Source organism: Streptomyces lanatus, assembly GCF_014655715.1.
Taxonomy (GTDB): domain Bacteria; phylum Actinomycetota; class Actinomycetes; order Streptomycetales; family Streptomycetaceae; genus Streptomyces; species Streptomyces lanatus.
On record NZ_BNBM01000012.1, the window covers coordinates 139,631 to 163,579 of the forward strand.

General features: G+C 70.0%; 22 protein-coding genes. 17 read left to right on the forward strand and 5 right to left on the reverse strand.

Annotation, left to right across the window (positions count from 1 at the left end; all coding sequences use genetic code 11):
* Positions 1 to 24: 24 nt before the first annotated feature.
* The 7 genes from rsmD (at position 25) to mutM (ending at position 4,968) form a co-directional block, all read left to right on the forward strand.
* Positions 25 to 630: a 16S rRNA (guanine(966)-N(2))-methyltransferase RsmD gene (gene rsmD / locus IE325_RS28680; protein ID WP_190072985.1), complete on the forward strand. Its 606-nt coding sequence runs from the start codon at positions 25 to 27 to the stop codon at positions 628 to 630.
* 26 nt (positions 631 to 656) lie between these two features.
* Positions 657 to 1,136 carry a pantetheine-phosphate adenylyltransferase gene (gene coaD / locus IE325_RS28685; protein ID WP_190072986.1) on the forward strand — a complete coding sequence of 160 codons (480 nt, stop codon included), beginning with the start codon at positions 657 to 659 and terminating at the stop codon, positions 1,134 to 1,136.
* A gap of 61 nt (positions 1,137 to 1,197) precedes the next feature.
* Positions 1,198 to 2,268: a F0F1 ATP synthase subunit B gene (locus IE325_RS28690; protein WP_190072987.1), complete on the forward strand. Its 1,071-nt coding sequence runs from the start codon at positions 1,198 to 1,200 to the stop codon at positions 2,266 to 2,268.
* Between the two features lie 137 nt (positions 2,269 to 2,405).
* On the forward strand, positions 2,406 to 3,044 hold the full coding sequence (locus tag IE325_RS28695) for a YceD family protein (RefSeq protein ID WP_190072988.1): 639 nt from the start codon (positions 2,406 to 2,408) through the stop codon (positions 3,042 to 3,044).
* A gap of 2 nt (positions 3,045 to 3,046) precedes the next feature.
* Entirely contained in the window at positions 3,047 to 3,220 is a 174-nt protein-coding gene (gene rpmF / locus IE325_RS28700) for a 50S ribosomal protein L32 (RefSeq protein WP_007493396.1), read from the forward strand.
* Between the two features lie 19 nt (positions 3,221 to 3,239).
* Positions 3,240 to 4,028: a ribonuclease III gene (gene rnc, locus IE325_RS28705; RefSeq protein WP_190073104.1), complete on the forward strand. Its 789-nt coding sequence runs from the start codon at positions 3,240 to 3,242 to the stop codon at positions 4,026 to 4,028.
* Between the two features lie 79 nt (positions 4,029 to 4,107).
* Entirely contained in the window at positions 4,108 to 4,968 is an 861-nt protein-coding gene (gene mutM / locus IE325_RS28710) for a bifunctional DNA-formamidopyrimidine glycosylase/DNA-(apurinic or apyrimidinic site) lyase (RefSeq protein ID WP_190072989.1), read from the forward strand.
* On the opposite strand, the gene IE325_RS28715 is transcribed toward mutM, so the two are convergent.
* Entirely contained in the window at positions 4,941 to 5,342 is a 402-nt protein-coding gene (locus IE325_RS28715) for a winged helix-turn-helix transcriptional regulator (RefSeq protein ID WP_190072990.1), read from the reverse strand. The genes mutM and IE325_RS28715 overlap by 28 nt on opposite strands.
* A gap of 108 nt (positions 5,343 to 5,450) precedes the next feature.
* On the opposite strand from IE325_RS28715, the gene IE325_RS28720 reads away from it, so the two are divergent.
* Positions 5,451 to 6,041, forward strand: coding sequence for a flavodoxin family protein (locus tag IE325_RS28720; RefSeq protein ID WP_190072991.1), 591 nt, complete (start codon positions 5,451 to 5,453; stop codon positions 6,039 to 6,041).
* 64 nt (positions 6,042 to 6,105) lie between these two features.
* On the opposite strand, the gene IE325_RS28725 is transcribed toward IE325_RS28720, so the two are convergent.
* Positions 6,106 to 7,248 (reverse strand): CAP domain-containing protein, encoded by a 1,143-nt coding sequence (locus IE325_RS28725; protein WP_190072992.1) that lies wholly within the window; start codon positions 7,246 to 7,248, stop codon positions 6,106 to 6,108.
* A 228-nt stretch (positions 7,249 to 7,476) separates the two neighbouring features.
* On the opposite strand from IE325_RS28725, the gene IE325_RS28730 reads away from it, so the two are divergent.
* The 4 genes from IE325_RS28730 (at position 7,477) to IE325_RS28745 (ending at position 13,848) form a co-directional block, all read left to right on the forward strand.
* Positions 7,477 to 7,758: an acylphosphatase gene (locus IE325_RS28730; RefSeq protein WP_190072993.1), complete on the forward strand. Its 282-nt coding sequence runs from the start codon at positions 7,477 to 7,479 to the stop codon at positions 7,756 to 7,758.
* Between the two features lie 382 nt (positions 7,759 to 8,140).
* Positions 8,141 to 8,344: a hypothetical protein gene (locus IE325_RS28735; RefSeq protein ID WP_030048901.1), complete on the forward strand. Its 204-nt coding sequence runs from the start codon at positions 8,141 to 8,143 to the stop codon at positions 8,342 to 8,344.
* Between the two features lie 266 nt (positions 8,345 to 8,610).
* On the forward strand, positions 8,611 to 12,249 hold the full coding sequence (gene smc, locus IE325_RS28740; protein WP_190072994.1) for a chromosome segregation protein SMC: 3,639 nt from the start codon (positions 8,611 to 8,613) through the stop codon (positions 12,247 to 12,249).
* Positions 12,250 to 12,432: 183 nt separating this feature from the next.
* Positions 12,433 to 13,848 (forward strand): sugar porter family MFS transporter, encoded by a 1,416-nt coding sequence (locus IE325_RS28745; protein WP_190072995.1) that lies wholly within the window; start codon positions 12,433 to 12,435, stop codon positions 13,846 to 13,848.
* Between the two features lie 117 nt (positions 13,849 to 13,965).
* Here the strand turns inward: IE325_RS28745 and IE325_RS28750 are convergent, their stop codons facing one another.
* A complete protein-coding gene (locus IE325_RS28750) occupies positions 13,966 to 14,343 on the reverse strand; it encodes a hypothetical protein (protein ID WP_190072996.1) in 378 nt (125 codons plus the stop codon).
* A 53-nt stretch (positions 14,344 to 14,396) separates the two neighbouring features.
* Positions 14,397 to 15,368 carry an LLM class flavin-dependent oxidoreductase gene (locus IE325_RS28755; RefSeq protein ID WP_190072997.1) on the reverse strand — a complete coding sequence of 324 codons (972 nt, stop codon included), beginning with the start codon at positions 15,366 to 15,368 and terminating at the stop codon, positions 14,397 to 14,399.
* A gap of 105 nt (positions 15,369 to 15,473) precedes the next feature.
* Between IE325_RS28755 and ftsY the strand changes: the two genes are divergently transcribed.
* Positions 15,474 to 16,685, forward strand: coding sequence for a signal recognition particle-docking protein FtsY (gene ftsY, locus IE325_RS28760; protein WP_190072998.1), 1,212 nt, complete (start codon positions 15,474 to 15,476; stop codon positions 16,683 to 16,685).
* Between the two features lie 84 nt (positions 16,686 to 16,769).
* On the opposite strand, the gene IE325_RS28765 is transcribed toward ftsY, so the two are convergent.
* Positions 16,770 to 17,426, reverse strand: coding sequence for a bifunctional DNA primase/polymerase (locus IE325_RS28765; protein ID WP_190072999.1), 657 nt, complete (start codon positions 17,424 to 17,426; stop codon positions 16,770 to 16,772).
* A 458-nt stretch (positions 17,427 to 17,884) separates the two neighbouring features.
* Here IE325_RS28765 and nsdA point away from each other — a divergent pair, with 458 nt between their 5' ends.
* The 4 genes from nsdA (at position 17,885) to IE325_RS28785 (ending at position 23,866) form a co-directional block, all read left to right on the forward strand.
* Positions 17,885 to 19,378, forward strand: a complete 1,494-nt coding sequence (gene nsdA / locus IE325_RS28770; RefSeq protein ID WP_190073000.1) for a transcriptional repressor NsdA — start codon at positions 17,885 to 17,887, stop codon at positions 19,376 to 19,378.
* A 334-nt stretch (positions 19,379 to 19,712) separates the two neighbouring features.
* Positions 19,713 to 21,056, forward strand: a complete 1,344-nt coding sequence (locus tag IE325_RS28775) for an ammonium transporter (RefSeq protein WP_190073001.1) — start codon at positions 19,713 to 19,715, stop codon at positions 21,054 to 21,056.
* Positions 21,053 to 21,391, forward strand: coding sequence for a P-II family nitrogen regulator (locus IE325_RS28780; protein ID WP_003997576.1), 339 nt, complete (start codon positions 21,053 to 21,055; stop codon positions 21,389 to 21,391). Before IE325_RS28775 ends, IE325_RS28780 begins: the two co-directional genes overlap by 4 nt.
* Before the next feature lie 24 nt (positions 21,392 to 21,415).
* Positions 21,416 to 23,866 carry a [protein-PII] uridylyltransferase gene (locus IE325_RS28785; protein ID WP_190073002.1) on the forward strand — a complete coding sequence of 817 codons (2,451 nt, stop codon included), beginning with the start codon at positions 21,416 to 21,418 and terminating at the stop codon, positions 23,864 to 23,866.
* The last annotated feature ends 83 nt before the right edge of the window (positions 23,867 to 23,949 follow it).

The following is a 23,949-nucleotide window of genomic DNA, read 5'->3' on the forward strand; positions in this document are numbered from 1 at the left end:
CCCGCCCACAACCAAGGACCAAAGATGACCCGCGTGATCGCCGGCGCAGCCGGCGGACGTCGCCTGGCTGTCCCGCCAGGGAATGGCACCCGCCCCACATCGGACCGCGCACGCGAAGGTCTCTTCTCCACCTGGCAGTCCCTCCTGGGCGGCCCCCTGGGAGGCGAACGAGTCCTCGACCTCTACGCCGGCTCGGGCGCGGTCGGCCTCGAAGCCCTGTCCCGGGGCGCGAGCCACACCCTCCTGGTCGAGGCCGATGCCAGAGCCGCCCGCGTCGTCCGCGAGAACGTCAAGAACCTCGGCCTCCCCGGCGCCGAGGTCCGGGCGGGCAAAGCGGAACAGATCGTCCAGACTCCGGCGCCGACCGAGCCGTACGACATCGTCTTCCTCGACCCGCCGTACCGAGTCACAGATCACGATCTTCGCGAGATTCTGCTCACACTCCGCTCGGAGGGCTGGCTAGCGCCGGAGGCCCTCGTCACCGTGGAGCGCAGCACCAGAGGCGGAGAATTCCGGTGGCCGGACGGGTTCGAGGCGATCCGGGCCCGTCGTTACGGCGAGGGAACGTTTTGGTACGGTCGCGCCGCCGCCCTCGGCGGCAACGCCTCTACGTGCGAAGACGCACGATGACCGGACCGGAGAGCGAGGGATCACAAGTGCGCCGTGCCGTCTGTCCCGGGTCGTTCGACCCGATCACCAACGGACACCTCGACATCATTGCCCGCGCCTCCAGGCTGTACGACGAGGTCTATGTCGCCGTCATGATCAACAAGGCCAAGAAGGGCCTGTTCGAGGTGGACGAGCGGCTCGAGTTGATCCGCGAGGTCACCGCCGAGTACGGCAACGTCCGGGTCGAGGCCTTCCACGGCCTCCTCGTCGACTTCTGCAAGCAGCGCGACATCCCGGCCATCGTGAAGGGCCTGCGCGCGGTCAGCGACTTCGACTACGAGCTGCAGATGGCGCAGATGAACAACGGTCTGTCCGGCGTGGAGACGCTCTTCGTGCCGACCAACCCCACCTACAGCTTCCTGTCCTCCTCCCTGGTGAAGGAGGTGGCCACCTGGGGCGGCGACGTCTCGCATCTGGTGCCACCGCTGGTCCTCCAGGCACTCGACAAGCGTCTGCGCCAAGGTTGAACGGGCGGCTACAGTCGTCTCGTCCGTCTCCATCACAGCTGTAGAGAGTGGCGAGCACACGGTGGACGTACAGAAGAAGCTCGACGAGATCGTCGCATCGGTCTCGGGTGCCCGTTCGATGCCCATGTCGGCCTCGTGCGTGGTCAACCGTGCCGAACTGCTCTCGTTGCTCGAAGAGGTCCGCGCGGCCCTGCCCGGCTCCCTCGCCCAGGCCCAGGAACTGATCGGCGGCCGCGAGCAGATGGTCGAGCAGGCCCGCCAGGAGGCCGAGCGCATCATCGGGCAGGCGCACGCCGAGCGCGGCTCGCTGATCTCCGACACCGAGGTCGCCCGCCGCTCCCAGGCCGAGGGCGACCGCATCCTCGCCGAGGCCCGCAAGGAGGCCGAGGACATCCGCGCGGAGGCCGACGACTACGTCGACTCCAAGCTCGCCAACTTCGAGGTGGTCCTCACCAAGACCCTCGGCTCCGTCGGCCGCGGCCGCGAGAAGCTCCTCGGCACCGGCCCGGGCCTCGACGAGCAGGGCTACGAGGACGAGGACGCCCCCGAGCGCAGCCGCGACCCGGAGACCCTGCGGCGCAACGCCGACCAGTACGTCGACATCAAGCTCGGCGCCTTCGAGGCCGTCCTCGCCAAGACCCTGGAGGCCGTCGGCCGCGGCCGGCAGAAGCTGCACGGCCGTATCGCCAGCGACGACCTCGGTGCCCTCGGCGACGACCTCAGCACCGTCCAGCACTCCAGCGACGCCGACTACCTCGCCGACCTCGCGGCGCTCGCGGAGCGGGAGAGCCCGGCGACCCCGGCGGCCCCGGCCGAGCAGCCCGCGGCGGCCGTACCGGCACAGCCGCAGTACGACCCACAGACCGTGCAGCCGGCCTACGGCTACCAGCAGGACGACACCTACGGCGGCTATCCGCAGCAGCAGGCCTACGCCCAGCAGGACCCGTACGGCTACCAGCAGGCCGACCCCTACGCCTACCAGGGCTACGACGCCCAGCAGCAGGCCTACGGCCAGCAGCAGCCGCAGCAGCCCGCCCAGCAGTCGTATGCCCTCGACGAGACCAGCCTCTTCGACACCGGCATGATCACCCCGGAGCAGCTGAGGGCGTACGAGCAGGGGCGCGGCCAGTAAGGGACCGCCGATTGGGCCGTGAGCGAAAGGTCCAGTATCCTGGCTCTTCGGTCGCGTGTACGTCCGCGATCTACGCTGCCCAGGAACACCGAGGGGCAGTGACCCTCTGAGCTCAGCAGATCGAAAGCAGGAATGGCGTGACAGCCCGCCTCGACCACCGCAACCCTCTCGTGTTCGACACGCACGAGCTGGGTCGGCGGCCCGGTGCGCTGCAGCGCCTGACCCGCACGATCGACGCCCCCAAGGATCTCGGTATCCAGGACGTCGTGGGGGTGCCGGAAGGCGCCCCGGTCGAGCTCGAACTCCGCCTTGAGTCGGTCATGGAAGGGGTGCTTGTCACAGGCACCGCCCGTGCACAGGCCGAGGGGGAGTGCGTAAGGTGTCTGGAGCCGCTTCAGCTCGACGTCGAAGCGGAATTCCAGGAGATGTTCTCGTACCCTGACGCCGATGACCGGGGCCGCGTCCGCGCGGAACCGGGCGACGACGCCGAGGACGACGAGGACAGGCTCTTCCTCGAGGACGGCTTGTTCGACCTCGAATCCGTGCTGCGTGATGCGGTGGTGCTCGCACTGCCGATGCAGCCGGTGTGCCAGGAAGACTGCCCCGGCCTGTGCTCCGAATGCGGAGCCCGCCTGGCGGACGACCCGGACCACCAGCATGCCGCCGTCGACATCCGTTGGGCGGCACTGAAGGGACTCGCCGGTTCACTCGGAGACGGCGAGAACGACAAGGTGAACGGCGCCGAAGCGGGCGTCGACGAGAAGCAGGAGAAGTAGCCGTGGCTGTTCCGAAGCGGAAGATGTCGCGCAGCAACACGCGCCACCGCCGGTCGCAGTGGAAGGCTGCGGTCCCCACCCTGGTTGCGTGCGAGCGCTGCCACGAGCCCAAGCTGCAGCACATCGCGTGCCCGTCTTGCGGCACTTACAACAAGCGCCAGGTCCTCGAGGTCTGAGCGGCTGGTGAGAGGCACTGTGTCCACGCCGAAGAAGAACGCATCGGACAACCAGGCCTCGTCCCACACGCTGTTGGAAGGGCGGCTCGGGTACAAGCTCGAGTCCGCCCTTCTGGTGCGTGCGCTGACCCACCGTTCCTACGCGTACGAGAACGGCGGTCTGCCGACCAATGAGCGTCTGGAGTTCCTCGGGGACTCCGTGCTGGGCCTCGTGGTCACGGACACGCTGTACCGCACCCACCCCGACCTGCCCGAAGGCCAGCTGGCCAAGCTGCGGGCCGCGGTGGTCAACTCTCGTGCGCTGGCGGAGGTCGGCCGTGGGCTCGACCTGGGCTCCTTCATCCGGCTCGGCCGTGGTGAAGAGGGCACGGGCGGCCGGGACAAGGCGTCCATCCTCGCCGACACCCTCGAAGCGGTGATCGGCGCGGTCTATCTCGACCAGGGTCTGGACGCGGCGGGCGAACTCGTCCACCGGCTGTTCGACCCCCTGATCGAGAAGTCCTCGAACCTCGGAGCCGGCCTGGACTGGAAGACCAGTCTCCAGGAGCTCACCGCGACCGAGGGGCTCGGCGTGCCCGAGTACCTGGTCACGGAGACCGGCCCCGACCACGAGAAGACCTTCACTGCTGCCGCCCGCGTCGGAGGCGTCTCGTACGGCACCGGCACCGGCCGCAGCAAGAAGGAGGCGGAGCAGCAGGCGGCGGAATCCGCGTGGCGGGCCATCAAGGCCGCCGCGGACGAGCGCGCCAAGAAGGCGGCCGCGAACGCCGCCGGGGGCGACGCCGACGCGTCGTCCGCCTCCGTCTGACCGAACAGCGCGATCCGAGCGCCCGTCCCGCCATGGGGCGGGCGCTCGGCCCATACCCGCAGTGTGTACGGGGGATGTCATGCCCGAGTTGCCCGAGGTCGAGGTGGTCCGGCGCGGACTGGAGCGCTGGGTAGCCCATCGCACCGTCGCCGACACCGAGGTGCTGCACCCGCGTGCCGTACGCCGTCATCTCGCCGGCGCGGACGACTTCGCGCACCGCCTCAAGGGCCACCGCGTCGGCATGCCGAGCCGCCGCGGCAAGTATCTGTGGCTGCCCCTGGAGGACACGGACCAGTCGGTGCTCGCGCACCTCGGGATGAGCGGTCAGTTGCTGGTCCAGCCACACACCGCGCCCGACGAGAAGCACCTCAGGATCCGCGTACGGTTCGCGGACGCACTCGACACCGAACTGCGCTTCGTCGACCAACGCACCTTCGGCGGCCTGTCGTTGCACGACAACACCCCCGACGGTCTGCCCGACGTCATCGCGCACATCGCCCGCGACCCGCTCGACCCGCTCTTCGACGACGAGGCCTTCCACCAGGCCCTGCGCCGCAAGCGGACGACCATCAAACGGGCCCTGCTCGACCAGTCGTTGATCAGCGGCGTCGGCAACATCTATGCGGACGAGGCCCTTTGGCGAGCCCGCCTGCACTACGAACGCCCGACCGCGACCCTGACCCGCCCGCGCAGCCAGGAACTCCTGGGCCATGTGCGGGACGTGATGAACGCGGCCCTCGCGGTCGGCGGCACCAGCTTCGACAGCCTCTACGTCAACGTCAATGGAGAGTCGGGCTACTTCGACCGCTCACTCGACGCGTACGGCCGTGAAGGGCTGCCGTGCAAGCGGTGCGGTACGCCGATGCGCAGGCGGCCCTGGATGAACCGGTCCAGCTACTTCTGCCCGAAGTGTCAGAGGGCGCCGCGCGTCTCGTCGTAGGTCCGGCGTGCCGTGAGCACGTCGTCCATCTGCCCCTCCACGAAGTGGATGAGGCTCAGCAGCCGCTCGGCGACGCCGCGTCCGAGCGGGGTCAGCTCGTAGTCGACCCGTGGGGGATTGGTCGGCTGGGCATCCCGGTACACCAGGCCGTCCCGCTCCAGGGCGTGCAGCGTCTGGGACAGCATCTTCTCGCTGACGCCGTCGACCCGGCGGCGCAGCTCGTTGAAGCGCAGCGAGCCCTCGTACAGCGCGCTGAGCGTGAGCCCGCCCCAGCGGCCCGTGACGTGCTCCAGCGTGCCGCGCGAGGGGCAGGCCTTGGCGAACACGTTGAACGGGAGGCTCTGTGCCTCCGTGCGCTCCTGGGTGGTGTCCATATCTGAAGCGTACTCGAACGCAGCGCTAACCGGTAGGTTGCACTAACTCATGGTTAGTGCTTTCCTTTCGTCATCGCCAGTGAGCTGCCTATCTCAGGAGTACGTCCCGTGACCACCCCTGTCGTTTCCATCGCCTACCACTCCGGCTTCGGCCACACCACCGTCATCGCCGAGGCCGTCCGTGCCGGTGCCGTCGAGGCGGGTGCCGAGGTGCACCTGATCAAGGTGGACGAGATCACGGACGAGCAGTGGACCGTCCTCGACGGCTCGGACGCGATCGTGTTCGGCTCCCCGACCTACATGGGCACGGCCTCCGGCGCCTTCCACGTCTTCGCCGAGGCCACCTCGAAGCGCTGGGCCGAGCAGGCCTGGACGGACAAGCTGGCCGCCGGCTTCACCAACTCCGCCTCCAAGAGCGGCGACAAGCTGCACACCCTGCAGTTCTTCCAGATCCTCGCCGCCCAGCTCGGCATGCACTGGGTCAACCTCGGCCTGCTCCCCGGCTGGAACAACACCGCCGGCTCCGAGAACGACATCAACCGCCTCGGCTTCTTCACCGGAGCCGCCGCCCAGACCAACGCCGACCAGGGCCCGGACGCCGTCCACAAGGCGGACGTGGCGACGGCGGAGCACCTGGGGCGGCGGGTGGCGGAGACGGCGAAGGTGTTCTCGCGGGGGCGTGCTGCGGTCGCCGCGTAGCCGTTGACGTACGGCAAGGGGCTCCCGCCGCCGGACGGGAGCCCCTTGCCGTACGTTTGCGCTGCTAGTAACCGAAGTCCTGCGTCCACCACGGCCCGCCCGCGCCGAAGTGCACGCCGACGCCCAGGGTCTTGAAGTCGCAGTTCAGGATGTTGGCCTTGTGGCCGGGGCTGTTCATCCAGGCCTCCATGACGGCGGCCGCGTCGGACTGGCCGCGGGCTATGTTCTCGCCGCCGAGGTCGGTGATGCCGGTCTTCGCGGCGCGGTCCCACGGGGAGGCACCGTCGGGGGAGGTGTGGTCGAAGAAGCCGCGCTCGGCCATGTCCTCGCTGAAGGCCTGGGCGAGACCGGTGAGCGAGCTGTTGGCGGCGACCGGACTGCAGCCGACCTGGGCGCGCTCCTGGTTGACGAGTTGCAGCACCTCGGCCGCGGCGGACGCCTCCGCGGAGACCTGCACCGGGGCGCTGGTCCGCTCCTTCTGCGGTTCCTTGGTCTTCTGCGGAGCCGGCGCCTTCGTGGCCTCGCGGGAAGGCGTCTCCTTCGGCTTCTCGCTCGGCGTCGCCGAAGGCTTCTTCGACGGGGTCTTCGTCGGCGCGGCCGAGGTCGACGGGGCCGGTGACGTGGGCCGGTCGACATCGCGGCTGGTCGCGTCGCCGCTGTCCTCGCGGTCGGCGCTGCCGGAGGTGCCGCCCTGCTCGGCGGGGGTGTTGGTCGGGGTGTCGGCGGCCTGTACCCGGTCCGAGCCGTTGCCGCCGCCGAGCTGGTAGTTGTCGATGCCGGGCACCACACCCGTGGCGACCGCGACCGTGCCGAGGGCCACCGCGGCGGAGACACCGAGCAGACCGGTCTTCACCGGTGCCGCGGCCTTCTTCTTGCGGCGGCGGTGCCCTCCCCCCGGCCGCCGGGAGCCGGCGTCCGGAGTGAAGCCCTCACTGCGGAAGGCGGCCGTCTCGTCGCCCGGGAAGGTCGTGGTGGCGGTGACCCGGTCGAAGTCGTCGTCCGTCGCGAAGAGGTACGCGTCGCTGCGGGCATACGCCTCGGCGTACGCCTCCGGGTTCAGATAGGGCGCGATGCCTCTCACAGGCCGGTCACTAGCGTACGAGTCCCGTGGGTCGTGGCCCTCCGTATAAGAGCCGTCCGTATGTGTGACCCCCGTGGCGCGGCCCGTGGCGGCGCGTCCGGCGGCGGAGCGTCGGTGGCGTCCCATGTCCTGGCCTTCCTCGTCCCTGCGGTCTGACAGTCCCCGCGGACCTGACGTGGTCCCTGCGGACCCGACGTCGTCCTTGTGGACCGTTGTCGCCCTTGCGGGCTCAACGTCCTCACAGAACTCACACGATCGAGTGAGTTTCATATGAGATTCATTGGGTGGGGACGGTACCGCATGGCGCCAGAGGAGGAAGTGCCCGGAGAGACATTGGCCCGTTAGGTTGCACTCATGAGCGAGGATGTGCGGTTGGTCGCCTGGGTGCGTGGACGCGTCCAAGGTGTGGGTTTTCGCTGGTTCACGCGGGCCAAGGCCCTCGAGATCGGCGGCCTGAGTGGTTTTGCTCTCAATTTGGACGATGGACGGGTCCAGGTGGTCGCCGAGGGGTCCCGGAATGGCTGTGAGGGACTGCTCGACTGGCTCCAGGGTGACGACACGCCCGGGCGTGTGGACGGTGTCACCGAGATCTGGGACACACCTCGCGGGGGTTACGACGGCTTCGCCATCCGCTGAGCCGATTCTGTAAAGCGGCCCTGGCGCAACCGGAGGGACCTGCCACCGGCAACTGCCCCGAGCAGAAATGAGCAGGTGGTTGCCAATAACTGATTGCGGTGGCAGGCTCCGCACTGAAGGATGATCGTCACGCCCCCAGGGGCCCGCAGGAGTCGCAGCGCCGCCGTTCTCGGCCGTGTGCCCCCGGGTTCGCCCGCCAATACGGGGCGTGATCGTGTTGACCGTCAAACTTTTTGGTGAGACGCTGAAAGCCCCGCGCACCTTAGCTGTTTGGCGTGGCTGAACGGCAGCACAACTCCAGGCCTGCCAAGCAACCGCGGGTGCGATTCCCTCACGACCCACACCGCATCGGTCGGTCACTCAGTGTGGAGGACCATCCATCATGGCAAAGGCGCTTCTCGGTTACGTCGGCGGCTCCGACCCTCGACTCCTCGCCGAGATGCGACGGCTCCAGCAGCGTGTCCAGGACCTGGAATCCGAGCTCGGACGGATCCAGGCGGAGAACGACGCGCTGACGGCTGCCGCTTCTCACGACAGGATCATGGAGAGCATCGACGCACACCAGGCGGAGCCTGCGCTCACCTGATCACTGCATCGCTCCACGACAGCATCAGCAGTGGTTGGGCGGCCCGTATCCAACCGCTAAGCAGTTGTCATATGTAGTTGTCGGACGACTGGCCAGTCAGTCGTCAGGCCCTGCAAGGGACGCTTCGGCGTCCCTTCTTTCTTTCCCCCGACTTAATGCCCCGCGCATCCTTTCACCCTCTTTAACGTCTGGTGTGCCCTGCACGTTCATCGGTGAAACCGTGCGTTCATGGAGTGACACTTCCCCGGAAGGTAGAGTCCACCGGCGTGCACCTCAAGGCCCTGACCCTCCGAGGGTTCAAGTCGTTCGCGTCGGCGACCACGCTCCGGTTCGAGCCGGGCATCACATGTGTCGTCGGACCGAACGGCTCGGGCAAGTCCAACGTCGTGGACGCGCTCAGCTGGGTCATGGGTGAGCAGGGCGCCAAGTCGCTGCGCGGCGGCAAGATGGAGGACGTCATCTTCGCCGGCACCACCGGCCGCCCGCCCCTGGGCCGCGCCGAGGTGTCGCTGACCATCGACAACTCCGACGGGGCGCTGCCCATCGAGTACGCCGAGGTCACCATCACGCGGATCATGTTCCGCAACGGCGGCAGCGAGTACCAGATCAACGGCGACACCTGCCGTCTCCTCGACATCCAGGAACTGCTCTCCGACTCCGGCATCGGCCGCGAGATGCACGTCATCGTCGGCCAGGGCCAGCTCGACTCCGTACTGCACGCCGACCCCATGGGCCGTCGCGCCTTCATCGAGGAGGCCGCCGGAGTCCTCAAGCACCGCAAGCGCAAGGAGAAGGCGCTCCGCAAACTGGACGCGATGCAGGCCAACCTCGCGCGCGTGCAGGACCTCACCGACGAACTCCGCCGGCAGCTCAAGCCGCTCGGCCGCCAGGCCGCCGTCGCGCGCAGGGCCGCCGTCATCCAGGCCGACCTGCGCGACGCCCGGCTCCGTCTCCTCGCCGACGATCTCGTACGGATGCGGGAGGCGCTGCAGGCCGAGGTCGCCGACGAGGCCGCGCTGAAGGAGCGCAAGGAGGCCGCCGAGCAGGAGCTGAGGAAGGCGCTCCAGCGCGAGGCACTCCTTGAGGACGAGGTACGTCGGCTCACCCCGCGCCTCCAACGGGCCCAGCAGACCTGGTACGAACTGTCCCAGCTCGCCGAGCGGGTGCGCGGCACGGTCTCGCTGGCCGACGCCCGCGTGAAGAGCGCCACGACCGCGCCGCCGGAGGAGCGCCGTGGCCGCGACCCCGAGGACATGGAGCGCGAGGCCGCCCGCATCCGCGAGCAGGAGGCCGAGCTGGAAGCGGCCCTGGAGGCGGCCGAGCGTGCCCTGGAGGACACCGTCGCCCACCGCGCCGAACTGGAGCGGGAGCTGGTGCAGGAGGAGCGGCGCCTGAAGGATGTCGCCCGCGCCATCGCCGACCGCCGCGAGGGGCTCGCCCGGCTGAACGGCCAGGTCAACGCGGCCCGTTCGCGTGCCGCCGCCGCACAGTCGGAGATAGAGCGACTGGCCGCCGCCCGGGACGAGGCCCAGGAGCGGGCCTTCGCCGCGCAGGAGGAGTACGAGGCACTCAAGGCCGAGGTCGACGAACTCGACGCCGGCGACACGGAACTCGGCGAGCAGCACGACGCGGCGAAGGAGCGACTGAGGGAAGCGGAGGCGGCCCTTACGGCGGCCCGCGAGGCGGCCACCGCGGCGGAACGCAGCCGCGCCGCGACCCGGGCCCGCCACGAGGCGCTGGCCCTGGGGCTCCGCCGCAAGGACGGCACCGGCGCACTGCTCGGCGCGAAGGACCGCCGCACAGGACTACTGGGCCCGGCCGCGGAACTGCTGACGGTGACGCCGGGCTACGAGGTCCCGCTGGCGGCGGCTTTCGGAGCTGCGGCGGACGCGATCGCGGTGACGTCGCCGTCGGCGGCGGCGGAGGCGATCCGGTTGCTGCGGAAGCAGGACGGGGGGCGGGCGTCGCTGCTGCTGGCGGGAGCACCGGAAGACGCCGGGGCGACAACGCCCCTCAGGGGCGCGGGGAACTGCGCGACCAGCCCCCACGAACCCGCAGACGCCCGACGGCATGACGCGGCACCCCCGATCGCGCCACAACCCGCGGAGCGTTTCGCGGCAGATTTCGTCCGCGCCCCCTCCGACCTCCGGCCCGCCATCCGCCGCCTCCTCCACAACATCGTCATCGTCGACACCCTCGAAGACGCCGAAGACCTCATCTACACCCACCCCCACCTCACCGCAGTAACCGCCGAAGGCGACCTCCTAGGCGCCCACTTCGCCCACGGCGGCTCCGCAGGCGCACCCAGCCTCCTCGAAGTCCAGGCCTCCGTAGACGAGGCCGCCGCCGAACTCGAAGAGCTCGCCGTCCGCTGCGAGGAACTCACCGAGGCCCAGCACGCGGCAACCGAACAGCGCAAGGAAGCCGCCGCACACGTAGAGGAGCTGGGCGAGCGCCGCAGGGCAGCGGACCGTGAGAAGTCAGCCGTGGCCCAGCAGCTCGGCCGCCTCGCAGGCCAGGCACGGGGTGCGGCAGGCGAGGCGGAGCGTTCCGTTGCCGCCGTCGCGCGGGCCCAGGAGTCGTACGAGAAGGCCCTCCAAGATGTCGAGGAGCTGGCCGAGCGGCTTGCCGTGGCAGAGGAGATGCCGGTCGAGGAGGAGCCCGACACTTCGGTAAGGGACCGGCTCGCGGCCGACGGGGCCAACGCCCGCCAGACCGAGATGGAGGCCCGCCTCCAGGTCCGTACGCACGAAGAACGCGTCAAAGGACTCGCCGGCCGCGCCGACTCCCTCGACCGCGCCGCCCGAGCGGAGCGCGACGCACGCGCGCGTGCCGAACAGCGACGGGCCCGGCTGCGCCACGAGGCGGCCGTCGCGGAAGCCGTCGCCTCCGGGGCGCGGCAGCTGCTGTTGCACATCGAGGTCTCCGTCGCCCGCGCCGACGAGGAGCGCACCGCCGCCGAGGCCGCCAAGGCGCGTCGCGAGCAGGAACTGACCGTCGCCCGCAATCAGGGCCGCGACCTCAAGGCCGAACTCGACAAGCTGACCGACTCGGTGCACCGAGGTGAGGTCCTCGGCGCCGAGAAGCGGATGCGGATCGAGCAGCTGGAGACCAAGGCGCTGGAGGAGCTGGGCGTGGAGCCCGCCGGGCTCGTCTCCGAGTACGGCCCCCACCAGCTCGTACCGCCGTCCCTGGCCGCCGAGGGCGAGCAGCTTCCCGAGGACCCCGAGCACCCGCGGAATCAGCCCAAGCCGTTCGTGCGGGCCGAGCAGGAGAAGCGGCTCAAGGCCGCCGAGCGGGCCTACCAGCAGCTCGGCAAGGTCAACCCGCTCGCGCTGGAGGAGTTCGCGGCGCTGGAGGAACGGCACAAGTTCCTCAGCGAGCAGCTCGAAGACCTGAAGAAGACGCGTGCCGATCTGCTTCAGGTCGTCAAGGAGGTCGACGAACGCGTCGAGCAGGTCTTCACCGAGGCCTACCGGGACACGGCCCTGCAGTTCGAGGGTGTCTTCAGCCGGCTGTTCCCGGGTGGTGAGGGGCGGCTGATCCTGACCGATCCCGACAACATGCTCACTACAGGCGTCGATGTCGAGGCGCGTCCGCCGGGCAAGAAGGTCAAGCGGCTGTCGCTGCTCTCGGGTGGTGAGCGTTCACTCACCGCCGTCGCGATGCTGGTGTCGATCTTCAAGGCCCGCCCGAGCCCGTTCTACGTCATGGACGAGGTCGAGGCCGCCCTCGACGACACCAACCTCCAGCGGCTGATCCGCATCATGCAGGAGCTCCAAGAGGCGTCGCAGCTGATCGTGATCACACACCAGAAGCGCACGATGGAGGTCGCCGACGCGTTGTACGGCGTCTCCATGCAGGGCGACGGTGTGTCAAAGGTCATCAGCCAGAAGCTGCGCTGACATCGCCCTGCGCTGACGTCACGTCGCTCCACCTGTCTTCGTTCAAGAGTTGAACACATTCCCTTCACTTGGGTGCTTCTATGTCACATCCACGACCCCTTGACTTCGGAATCTGAAGACATAGGGTCATCGACGTTGCTTTTGCCTTCACCCGGCAGCGTTGCCGGCGCCCGAGGAGTACACGTGACCAGCACAGCGCAGGCATCCACGTCCGGAGCCAGGACGGCCCCGCCCGAACATCTCGGGCACGTCGTCTTCATCACCGCGGCGGCCGCCATGGGCGGCTTCCTCTTCGGTTATGACAGCTCTGTCATCAACGGAGCCAACGGCGGTATCCAGGACCGGTTCGATCTCAGTTCCGGTGTCACCGGTACCGTCGCCGCCAGCGCCCTGCTCGGCAGCGCCCTCGGTGCCGCGATCGCCGGCCGCATAGCCGACCGCATCGGCCGGATCCGCGTCATGCAGATCGCGGCGGTGCTGTTCGCTGTGAGTGCCGTCGGTTCCGGACTGCCGTTCGCCGCGTGGGACCTCGCCGCCTGGCGTGTCCTCGGCGGTATCGCCATCGGCATGGCCTCGGTCATCGGCCCGGCCTACATCGCCGAGGTCGCCCCGCCCGCCTACCGAGGCCGCCTGGCCTCCTTCCAGCAGGCCGCCATCGTCATCGGCATCGCCATCTCGCAGCTGGTCAACTGGGCCCTGCTGAACATGGCCGACGGCGAGGAGCGCGGCACCATCGCGGGCCTGGAGGCCTGGCAATGGATGCTCGGCGTGATGCTCGTACCCGCCCTGGTCTACGGCCTGCTGTCCTTCGCCATCCCCGAGTCCCCGCGCTTCCTGATCAGCGTCGGCCGTGTCGAGGACGCGAAGAAGGTGCTCGCCGACGTCGAGGGTGACGTGGACCTGGACGCCCGGGTCGCCGAGATCGACCAGGCCATGCGCAGCGACCACAAGTCGACGTTCAAGGACCTGCTGGGCGGCAAGTTCGGTCTGCTGCCGATCGTCTGGATCGGCATCGGCCTCTCCGTCTTCCAGCAGCTGGTCGGCATCAACGTCATCTTCTACTACTCGAACCTGCTGTGGCAGTCCGTCGGCGTCGACCCGTCGAGCTCGTTCTTCTACTCGTTCGAGACCTCGATCATCAACATCATCGGCACCGTGATCGCGATGATCTTCGTGGACCGCATCGGCCGCAAGCCGCTCGCCCTCATCGGCTCCGTCGGCATGGGCATCTCGCTCGCGGCTGCCGCCTGGGCCTTCTCCTTCCAGCACGGCAGCGACCCGCTGCCGACCGCCCAGGGTTACGTGGCGCTGATCGCCGCCAACGCCTTCGTGCTCTTCTTCGCCCTGTCCTGGGGCGTGGTCGTCTGGGTCATGCTCGGTGAGGTCTTCCCGAACAAGATCCGCGCCGCCGCGCTGGGCGTCGCCGCCTCGGCCCAGTGGATCGCCAACTGGGTCATCACGATCACCTTCCCGGACCTGTCGGACTGGAACCTGTCGCTCACCTACGTCATGTACGCGGTGTTCGCCTTCCTCTCCATCCCCTTCATCCTCAAGTTCGTGCCCGAGACCAAGGGCAAGACGCTGGAGGAGATGGGCTGACCGGCCCCCGAACCCGGGGGGAAGGGCCAAGTCCCCGCTGCCCCTCCTCCCGTATCCCCGCCGCCGCCCCCGGTCCGGCCACTGCCCGGACCGGGGGCGGCGGCGCGTTCGCACCGGTCACCAGACGATGACGCCACCGCCGATCTCCACGGCCTTGAGCGCGCTCTCCTCCATGATCCGCAAGCGCACGTCGAGCCCGTCCCGGTGTTCCTCGACCGTCCGTGGATGCTCGGTGCCATGAGCGAGCGCGTCGAGGTGGGCGCGCAGCAGGGCGACCTCGCGCAGGAACTCCGGCACCTGCCCGGGCTCCACCTCCAGATCCCGCTCGGCCAGCACGGGGAGGAAGCGGGCACCCAGCGAGCGCACCAACTCCGATCCCCACACGGTCGTACGCCAGGACTCGAAACCGCCGGAGTGATAGACGTCGTCCGGCACGTCGAGTATCCGTCTCTTCCCGTCCGGTTCCCGGACGAACACTTCCACCAGCAGACTCATGCTCCCAGTGGATCAGCGGTCGGCCCGGCCGGGCCATCGAATATCCGGGCCGGTCAGCCGCCCAGCGCCGGAAGCACCTCCTCCGCGAACAGGCGCAGACTCCGCCACCCCTCCTCCACCGGCATCCCGCCCGACAGGGGGTGCAGTACGTAGTTGTCGAACCCCAGCGCCACACACTCCTCGGGCGTCACGATCCGGTACACGCCCTCGGCCCGCAGCTCCTCCACCGTCGTCGCCCCCGACTTCACCGCCGAGCGGATCTCGCCGGACTGCCAGGAGGCGTAGGTGCGGGCCTCGTGCAGAAAGTGCCGGCCGTGCTCGGCCCAGGTCCGGTCGGGGTCCTCGGCGATATGCAGCAGCGGCGTCTCGGCGGCCGGCATCATGGTCCAGCCCTCGGTGCCGTACTCCATCAGCCGCTCCTTGTAGTACGCCTCCAGCTCCGGCAGATGCGCGCTGGGGAAGAACGGCAGTCCGAGGCGGGCGGCCCGGCGCGCGGCGGCCTTCGAGGAGCCGCCGACCAGCAGCAGGGGGTGCGGGTCGGTGAACGGGCGCGGGGTGATCCGTACCGTACGGCCCCGGTACTCGAAGGGCTCGCCGGTCCATGCCTTCAGCAGCGTCTCCAGCAGCTCGTCCTGGAGCCGGCCGCGCCGCTTCCACTCGACGTCGAACTGGGCGTATTCCTCGGGCCGGTATCCGATCCCGGCGACCGTGACCAGCCGGCCGCCGCTCAGCAGGTCCAGGACCGCGATCTCCTCGGCGAGCCGCAGCGGATCGTGCAGCGGGCCGATGATCGCCGAGACGGTGACCGCCAGGCGCTTCGTCGCTCCGAAGACCGCCGCCGCGAAGGCGAAGGGGGAGGGGAGCCAGTTGTTGTCCGCGCCGTGATGCTCCTCCGTCTGCACCGTGGTGATGCCGTGCTCATCGGCGTAAGCGGCCATCTCCAGGGCCGCCCGGTAGCGGGCGGCGAGCGAGGCGGGGGTCGCGTCGGGCTCGACGAGGTTGAAGCGTACGACCGTGACGGGCATGGGGGTCTCCCTTCACCGGGCGGGTGTGAAGGCGGACGTTAGCTGACGGTGTGTCAGACATCCAGAGGGGTGTCGCCGGACTCCATGGCCGATACTGGACGGGTTATGGACATCGTCATCCTTGCTGTAGTCATCGCCGTGGTCGTGCTCGGCGCGCTCGGCGGGCTCATCGTCGGCAGCCGTCGCAAGAAGCAGCTGCCCCCGCCGCCGCCCGCCACGCCCGACATCACCGCCCCACCGGCCGAGCCGCACGTCGGCGACGAGGCCGAGACACCGCGCGACGAAGAGCGCCGGACCATAGAGGAGGTGGACCTTCCCGACGGCTCGACCGGTATCGCCGTCGAGGAACCGCCCGTAGTCGAAGAGCTCCCGCCGACCGAGATCGAGGTGCCGGAGCCCACCGCCGGCCGCCTGATCCGGCTGCGCGCCCGGCTCTCCCGCTCCCAGAACGCCCTAGGCAAGGGGCTGCTCACGCTCCTGTCGCGCGAGCATCTCGACGAGGACACCTGGGAGGAGATCGAGGACACCCTGCTCACCGCCGACGTCGGCGTGGCCCCCACCCAGGAACTGGTCGAGGGCCTGCGTGAGCGCGTGAAGGTCCTCGGCACCCGCACCCCCGCCGAGCTGCGCGGCCTGCTGCGCGAGGAGCTCCTCAAGCTGGTCGGCACCGACATGGACCGCGTGGTCAAGACCGAGCCCGAGACCAGCAAACCCGGCATCGTGATGGTCGTCGGCGTCAACGGCACCGGCAAGACCACCACCACCGGCAAGCTCGCCCGCGTCCTCGTGGCCGACGGCCGCAGCGTCGTGCTGGGCGCCGCCGACACCTTCCGTGCCGCCGCCGCCGACCAGCTCCAGACCTGGGGCGAGCGCGTCGGCGCCTACACCGTGCGCGGTCCGGAGGGCGGCGACCCCGCCTCCGTCGCCTTCGACGCGGTGAAGGAGGGCAAGGAGATGGGCTCCGACGTGGTGCTCATCGACACCGCCGGGCGGCTGCACACCAAGACCGGCCTCATGGACGAGCTCGGCAAGGTCAAGCGGGTCGTCGAGAAGCACGCGCCGCTGGACGAGGTGCTGCTGGTGCTGGACGCCACGACCGGGCAGAACGGCCTGGTCCAGGCCCGTGTCTTCGCCGAGGTCGTCGACATCACCGGCATCGTGCTCACCAAGCTCGACGGCACCGCCAAGGGCGGCATCGTCGTCGCGGTGCAGCGCGAGCTGGGCGTGCCGGTGAAGCTGGTCGGGCTGGGGGAGGGCGCCGACGACCTGGCGCCGTTCGAGCCGGAGGCGTTCGTTGACGCCCTTATCGGCGAGTGATCACCCAGGTACCTGTCTCAAGAAGCGCCCGCCTCCCAAGGTGCAGTTGGGGGACGGGCGCTTCGCTGTGTACGTCTGTGACCCCTATGCGCGCGACCGGTGCGCCACGTAAGCCAACGTCCCCAGCAGCAACCGAGCCGCCGGCGGCTTCGTGGCCGTGTCCAATGCGGGCGGCCGCAGCCAGCGCACCGGCCCGAGCCCGCCCCGGTCCGACGGCGGTGCCGTGATGTGCTCGCCGGGGCCGAGGCCGCGCAGGTCGAGGTGGGTCGGGTCGTCCCAGCCCATGCGGTAGAGCAGCTCAGGGAGCTCGGCGGCAGCGCCGGGGGCGACGAAGAAGTGGGTGCGGCCTTCGGGGGTGGCGGTGACCGGGCCGAGGGGCAGGCCCATGCGTTCGAGCCTGGTCAGTGCGCGGGTTCCGGCGGGTTCGGCCACCTCGATCACATCGAACGCCCGCCCGACCGGCAGCATCACCGAGGCGCCGGGAAACTCCGACCACGTCTTGGTGACCTCGTCCAGCGTGGCCCCGGCCTGGACCTGGGGCGCGAAGTCGAGGGGGTGTGCGCCGGGCGCGGCACAGTCCGAGCGGCCGCACGAACAGGCGCCCGCCGCGGCGCGCGCGCCGGGTACGGTGTCCCAGCCCCACAGCCCGGTGAACTCGGCCACGGTCGTGCACTCCGAGGAACGGCCGCGTCGCCGCGAGCCGGACCGGATCTCCCGGATGCCGCCGATCGTGAAGCCCATGCCCCCTCCAACGGGTCCAGCGCGCCGGTGGTTACGACGCGGATTCGCAATGTGACCCTCTGTGTTCCTGGGCGACCGGTTACCCCGTCACCCCGCTCGGTGCACGCGGCGCTTGGAGGTGCCCCGGGTTGCGGGCCGGGCAACACGCGCCCCTGAGTGCTTCGCTCCGCCCACTTCCGGCCGTCCTATGTCAAGTGAATCGCGTAGAGGCCACCGTTAGTTCATTCGAAGGGGTGGCGAATGGTGGCGATTCAGGGATCGCCATGGCTGGGGGCGTGATCGTAGGATTACCGTGTGTGCACGGAGCTACGGGGCACATGCACTTGTGGGTATGCCGGAGGCAACTCGGCTTTCCGTTCGAAGGGTGAGAACTACCGGACGGGCAACCGTATTTACCGGCATTCTGATAGGGCTTGGCGCACTCGGTGACAAGTGGTCCAAGGGATGGGGGCGTTCCAGTGAGCGGCAACAGCGGAAGCGGTACGAGTGCCGGTGGCGCATCGCACGCTGACAAGCGCCCGAACGAGCTGCTCGCCTCCTGGTTCGTGCGCAGCGGCTGGTCGAAGGGCGAACTGGCCCGCCAAGTGAACCGCCGCGCCCGCCAGTTGGGCGCCAACCACATCTCCACCGACACCTCCCGCGTACGCCGCTGGCTGGACGGCGAGAACCCCCGCGAGCCGATCCCGCGCATCCTGTCGGAGCTGTTCTCGGAGCGGTTCGGCTGTGTCGTCTCCGTCGAGGACCTCGGCCTGCGCGCCGCACGGCAGTCACCCTCCGTGTCCGGCATCGACCTGCCCTGGACCGCCCCGCAGACGGTGGCCCTGCTCAGCGAGTTCTCGCGCAGCGACCTGATGCTGGCGCGGCGCGGCTTCCTGGGGAGCTCGCTCGCCCTGTCCGCGGGCCCGGCGCTCATCGAGCCGATGCAGCGCTGGCTGGTCCCCGCCCCGCCCGCCCCGCGCCAGGACTCCCGGCCCGTGCCGTCCTCCCGCGCGCGTGGCCGGCTCTCCAGGCCGGAGCTGGACCTGCTGGAGTCCACCACCGTGATGTTCCGGCAGTGGGACGCCCAGTGCGGCGGCGGTCTGCGCCGCAAGGCGGTCGTGGGCCAGCTGCACGAGGTGACCGACCTCCTCCAGGAACCCCAGCCCGAGGCCACCACCCGCAGACTGTTCAAGGTCGCCGCCGAGCTGGCCGAGCTGGCCGGCTGGATGTCGTACGACGTCGGGCTCCAGCCCAGCGCCCAGAAGTACTTCGTCTTGGCGCTGCACGCCGCCAAGGAGGCCGGCGACCGGCCGCTCGGCTCGTACGTCCTGTCCAGCATGAGCCGCCAGATGATCCACCTAGGCCGGCCCGATGACGCCCTGGAGCTGATCCATCTCGCGCAGTACGGCAGCCGGGACTGCGCCAGTCCGCGCACCCAGTCGATGCTGTATGCGATGGAGGCCCGCGCGTACGCCAACATGGGCCAGCCCGGCAAGTGCAAGCGGGCCGTCCGGATGGCCGAGGACACCTTCGCCGAGGCTGACGACTGGGACGAGCCCGACCCCGACTGGATCCGCTTCTTCTCCGAGGCCGAGCTGTACGGCGAGAACTCCCACTCCTACCGTGACCTGGCCTATGTCGCCGGCCGCAGCCCGACGTACGCCTCGCTGGCCGAGCCCCTGATGCGGCAGGCCGTGGACCTGTTCGCGAAGGACGGCGAGCACCAGCGGTCGTACGCGCTGAACCTCATCGGGGTGGCCACCGTCCATCTGCTGCGGGGCGAGCCCGAGCAGAGCGCGGTCTATGCCGAGCAGGCCATGGCGGTCGCCAAGAAGGTGCGCTCCGAGCGCGTCAACACTCGTATCCGAAAGACGGTCGACACGGCCGTGCGGGACTTCGGTGATCTCGCCGAGGTCGTGGACCTGACGGACAAGCTCGCGGTGGAGCTGCCGGAGACCGCGGAGGCGGTCTGAAAGGCCGGGGCGATCCCCGGCACCCCAGTACCCCGGCCGCGGCCGGCCCTCCCGAACTGCCCGACTCGGCTCCCCCATGCCAGGTCATCGGAGGGCCGACCGCGGCCGGCCCATGCGCCCCCACTGAAGGTTGCGCCACGATAACGATCGACGCGGCCGGCATCCGGCAGTTCATCGACGCGTAACACACAGGGCGCCTTCGTCACGGCGGCGAAACAACGAGGGGCTTCCACCGAAACGGCGCTGCGCCAATCTCTTGGCGCATAACCGGCCCACCCCTCATTCCGCTCAGGCTTCGCCCGCACGGGGCCGTACACATGACGAGGAGACGCCGATGGCACCAGCCATCACGCTTGCGGCAGACGCCCCCGAGCTGTCCGCCGCCAACACAGGTTTCATGCTCATCTGTTCCGCCCTGGTGATGCTCATGACCCCGGGACTGGCCTTCTTCTACGGAGGCATGGTCCGCGTCAAGAGCACCCTGAACATGCTGATGATGAGCTTCATCAGCCTGGGGATCGTCACCATCCTGTGGGTGCTGTACGGCTTCTCCATGGCGTTCGGCACCGACTCCGGCAGCATCATCGGCTGGAACTCCGACTGGGTCGGCCTCAGCAACATCGGCCTGACGCAGCTCTGGGACGGCTACACGATCCCGATCTTCGTCTTCCTGGTCTTCCAGCTGATGTTCGCGATCATCACGCCCGCCCTGATCAGCGGTGCTCTCGCGGACCGCGTGAAGTTCTCCGCGTGGGCCCTGTTCATCGCCCTGTGGGCCACGGTCGTCTACTTCCCGGTCGCGCACTGGGTGTGGGGCGCCGGCGGCTGGGCCTTCGAGTTCGGTGTGATCGACTTCGCCGGTGGTACGGCGGTGCACATCAACGCCGGTGCCGCGGCGCTCGGCGTGATCCTCGTCATCGGCAAGCGCGTCGGCTTCAAGAAGGACCCGATGCGCCCGCACAGCCTCCCGCTGGTCATGCTCGGCGCCGGTCTGCTGTGGTTCGGCTGGTTCGGCTTCAACGCCGGCTCGTGGCTCGGCAACGACGACGGCGTCGGCGCGCTGATGTTCGTCAACACGCAGGTCGCCACCGCCGCCGCCATGCTGGCCTGGCTGATCTACGAGAAGATCCGCCACGGCGCGTTCACCACGCTGGGTGCCGCCTCCGGCGCGGTCGCCGGTCTGGTCGCCATCACCCCGTCCGGCGGCGCGGTCTCCCCGCTCGGTGCCATCGCCGTCGGTGCCATCGCCGGTCTGCTGTGCGCCATGGCCGTCGGCCTGAAGTACAGGTTCGGCTACGACGACTCGCTCGACGTCGTCGGCGTCCACCTGGTCGGCGGTGTCGTCGGCTCCCTGCTGATCGGCTTCTTCGCCAGCGGCAAGGGCCAGTCCGACGTCGAGGGCCTCTTCTACGGCGGCGGCCTGACCCAGTTCTGGAAGCAGTGCGCCGGTGTCTTCGCCGTCCTGGCCTACTCGCTGGTCGTCTCCGCGCTCCTCGCCTTCATCCTCGACAAGACCATCGGCATGCGGGTCACCGAGGACGACGAGGTCGCCGGCATCGACCAGGCCGAGCATGCCGAGACCGCATACGACTTCAGCGGCGCCGGTGGCGGTGCCGCCCGGACCGCCGCAGCCCCGGCCCCGGTCGCGGCAGCCGCGAGCAAGAAGGTGGACGCATGAAGCTCATCACCGCCGTCGTCAAGCCGCACCGGCTCGACGAGATCAAGGAAGCCCTCCAGGCCTTCGGAGTCCACGGCCTGACGGTCACCGAGGCGAGCGGCTACGGTCGTCAGCGGGGCCACACCGAGGTCTACCGCGGTGCCGAGTACACCGTCGACCTGGTCCCGAAGATCCGCATCGAGGTCCTGGCCGAGGACGACGACGCCGAGCAGCTGATCGACGTCATCGTCAAGGCCGCCCGCACCGGCAAGATCGGTGACGGCAAGGTCTGGTCCCTGCCGGTCGAGACGGCCGTACGGGTCCGGACCGGCGAGCGCGGACCCGACGCGCTCTGACAGAAGAAGAACAGGAGCTGCTGGGTGTCGAGTACGGACGTGCACAACGAAACAGAGGACTCGGGACCCAGCGGCTACGCGGCGGCCCGGCTGCGTCTCCTCACCGAGGGGGCGCGGTCCGGGCCGCCGCGCCGTTCCGCCCTCGCGGAACTCACCGACGAATGGCTGACCGGCCTGTTCGCGGCCGGCGCCGAGGGGATGCGCGGCGTCTCCCTGGTCGCCGTCGGCGGGTACGGGCGCGGTGAGCTGTCCCCGCGCAGCGACCTGGATCTGCTCCTGCTGCACGACGGCGGCGACAGCAAGGCGGTCGCCGCGCTCGCCGACCGCATCTGGTACCCCGTCTGGGACCTCGGCCTCGCCCTCGACCACTCCGTGCGCACGCCGGCCGAGGCCCGCAAGACGGCCGGCGAGGATCTGAAAGTCCAACTCGGTCTCCTGGACGCCCGCCACATCGCCGGCGACCTGGGCCTCACGGCCGGACTGCGCACGTCGGTCCTCGCCGACTGGCGCAACCAGGCGCCCAAGCGGCTGCCCGAGCTCCAGGAGCTGTCCGCCGAACGCGCCGAGCGCCAGGGCGAGTTGCAGTACCTCCTGGAGCCCGATCTGAAGGAGGCGCGCGGCGGTCTGCGGGACGCCACGATCCTGCGCGCAGTCGCCGCGTCCTGGCTGGCCGACGCCCCGCGCGAGGGCCTCGACGACGCCCGGCGCCGACTGCTCGACGTACGCGACGCCCTGCATCTGACCACCGGGCGGGCCACCGACCGGCTCTCGCTCCAGGAGCAGGACCAGGTCGCCGCCGAGCTCGGCCTGCTCGACGCGGACACGCTGCTGCGGCAGGTGTACGAGGCGGCCCGCGTCATCTCCTATGCCAGTGACGTCACTTGGCGCGAAGTGGGGCGCGTACTGCGGGCGCGCGCCGTACGGCCGCGGCTGCGCGCCATGCTGGGCGGCGGCGGGAAGCCGGTGGCGGAGCGGTCGCCGCTGGCCGAGGGCGTCGTGGAGCAGGACGGCGAGGTGGTGCTCGCCCGCGCCGCGCGCCCCGACCGCGACCCCGTACTTCCCTTGCGCGCCGCTGCCGCCGCCGCTCAGGCCGGACTCCCGCTCTCCCTGCACGCCGTCCGGCGCATGGCGGCGAACGTGCGCCCGCTGCCCACGCCCTGGCCCGCCGAGGCCCGTGAGCAACTGGTGACCCTGCTGGGTTCCGGGCAGCCGACCGTCGAGGTGTGGGAGGCGCTGGAGGCCGAGGGGCTGATCACACACTTCCTGCCCGACTGGGAGCGGGTGCGCTGCCGCCCACAGCGCAACGCCGTGCACATCTGGACCGTCGACCGGCACCTCATCGAGACGGCCGTGCGCGCCTCCGAGTTCACCCGCCGCGTCCACCGCCCCGACCTGCTCCTTGTCGCCGCGCTGCTGCACGACATCGGCAAGGGCTGGCCCGGTGACCACTCCGTGGCCGGCGAGATCATCGCCAAGGACGTGGCCGCGCGCATCGGCTTCGACCGCGACGACGTCCTCGTGCTCTCCACTCTCGTACGTCATCACCTGCTGCTCGTCGAGACGGCCACCCGGCGCGACCTGGAGGACCCGGCCACCGTGCGCGCGGTCGCGGAGGCCGTCGGCTCGCAGGGCACGCTGGAGCTGCTGCACGCCCTGACCGAGGCGGACGCCCTGGCCACCGGCCCGGCGGCGTGGTCGTCCTGGCGGGGCTCACTGGTTGCCGACCTGGTGAAACGGGTCGCGGCCGTGCTCGCCGGGGACGACCCGGACGAGCCCGAGGCCGCCGCGCCCACCGCCGAACAGGAGCGGCTCGCCATCGAGGCGGTCGCCACCGGCAGCCCCGTACTGGCCCTGCGCGCCCAGACCGAGCCGCCGACCGAGGACCAGCCCCCGGGTGACCCCGAGCCGCTCGGCGTGGAGCTGGTCATCGCCGTACCCGACCAGCCGGGTGTGCTGCCCGCCGTGGCCGGTGTCCTCGCGATGCACCGTCTGACCGTGCGCACGGCCGAGCTGAGCGCCCTGGACCTGCCCGACGGCGTCGAGGGCTCCGTGCTGCTGCTGAACTGGCGGGTCGCCGCCGAGTACGGCTCGCTGCCGCAGGCCACCCGGCTGCGCGCCGACCTCGTACGCGCCCTGGACGGCTCCCTGGACATCGCGGGCCGTCTCGCCGAGCGGGACGCGGCGTACCCGAGGCGCCGGGGCGTGGTGGCCCCCGCGGCGCGGGTGTCGGTCCATCCGGCCGCCTCCCGGCTGGCCACGGTCATCGAGGTGCGGGCGCAGGACGCCCCGGGGCTGCTGTTCCGGATCGGCCGGGCGCTGGAGGACGCGAGCGTGCGGGTGCGCAGTGCGCATGTCAGCACGCTGGGCGCCAACGCCGTCGACGCGTTCTATGTCACAGGGCCCGAGGGCGCCCCGCTGCCCGGTGAGGAGGCGGCCGCCGTGGCGCGAAAGCTGGAGGAGACCTTGCGGGGCTGAGAGCCTGTTCAAAGGCTCTGAACCCAGGGATCCCGGCAACCTGTGCCGCCGGGATACCCTGGAGGGCGATTCCCAGCTGCCAC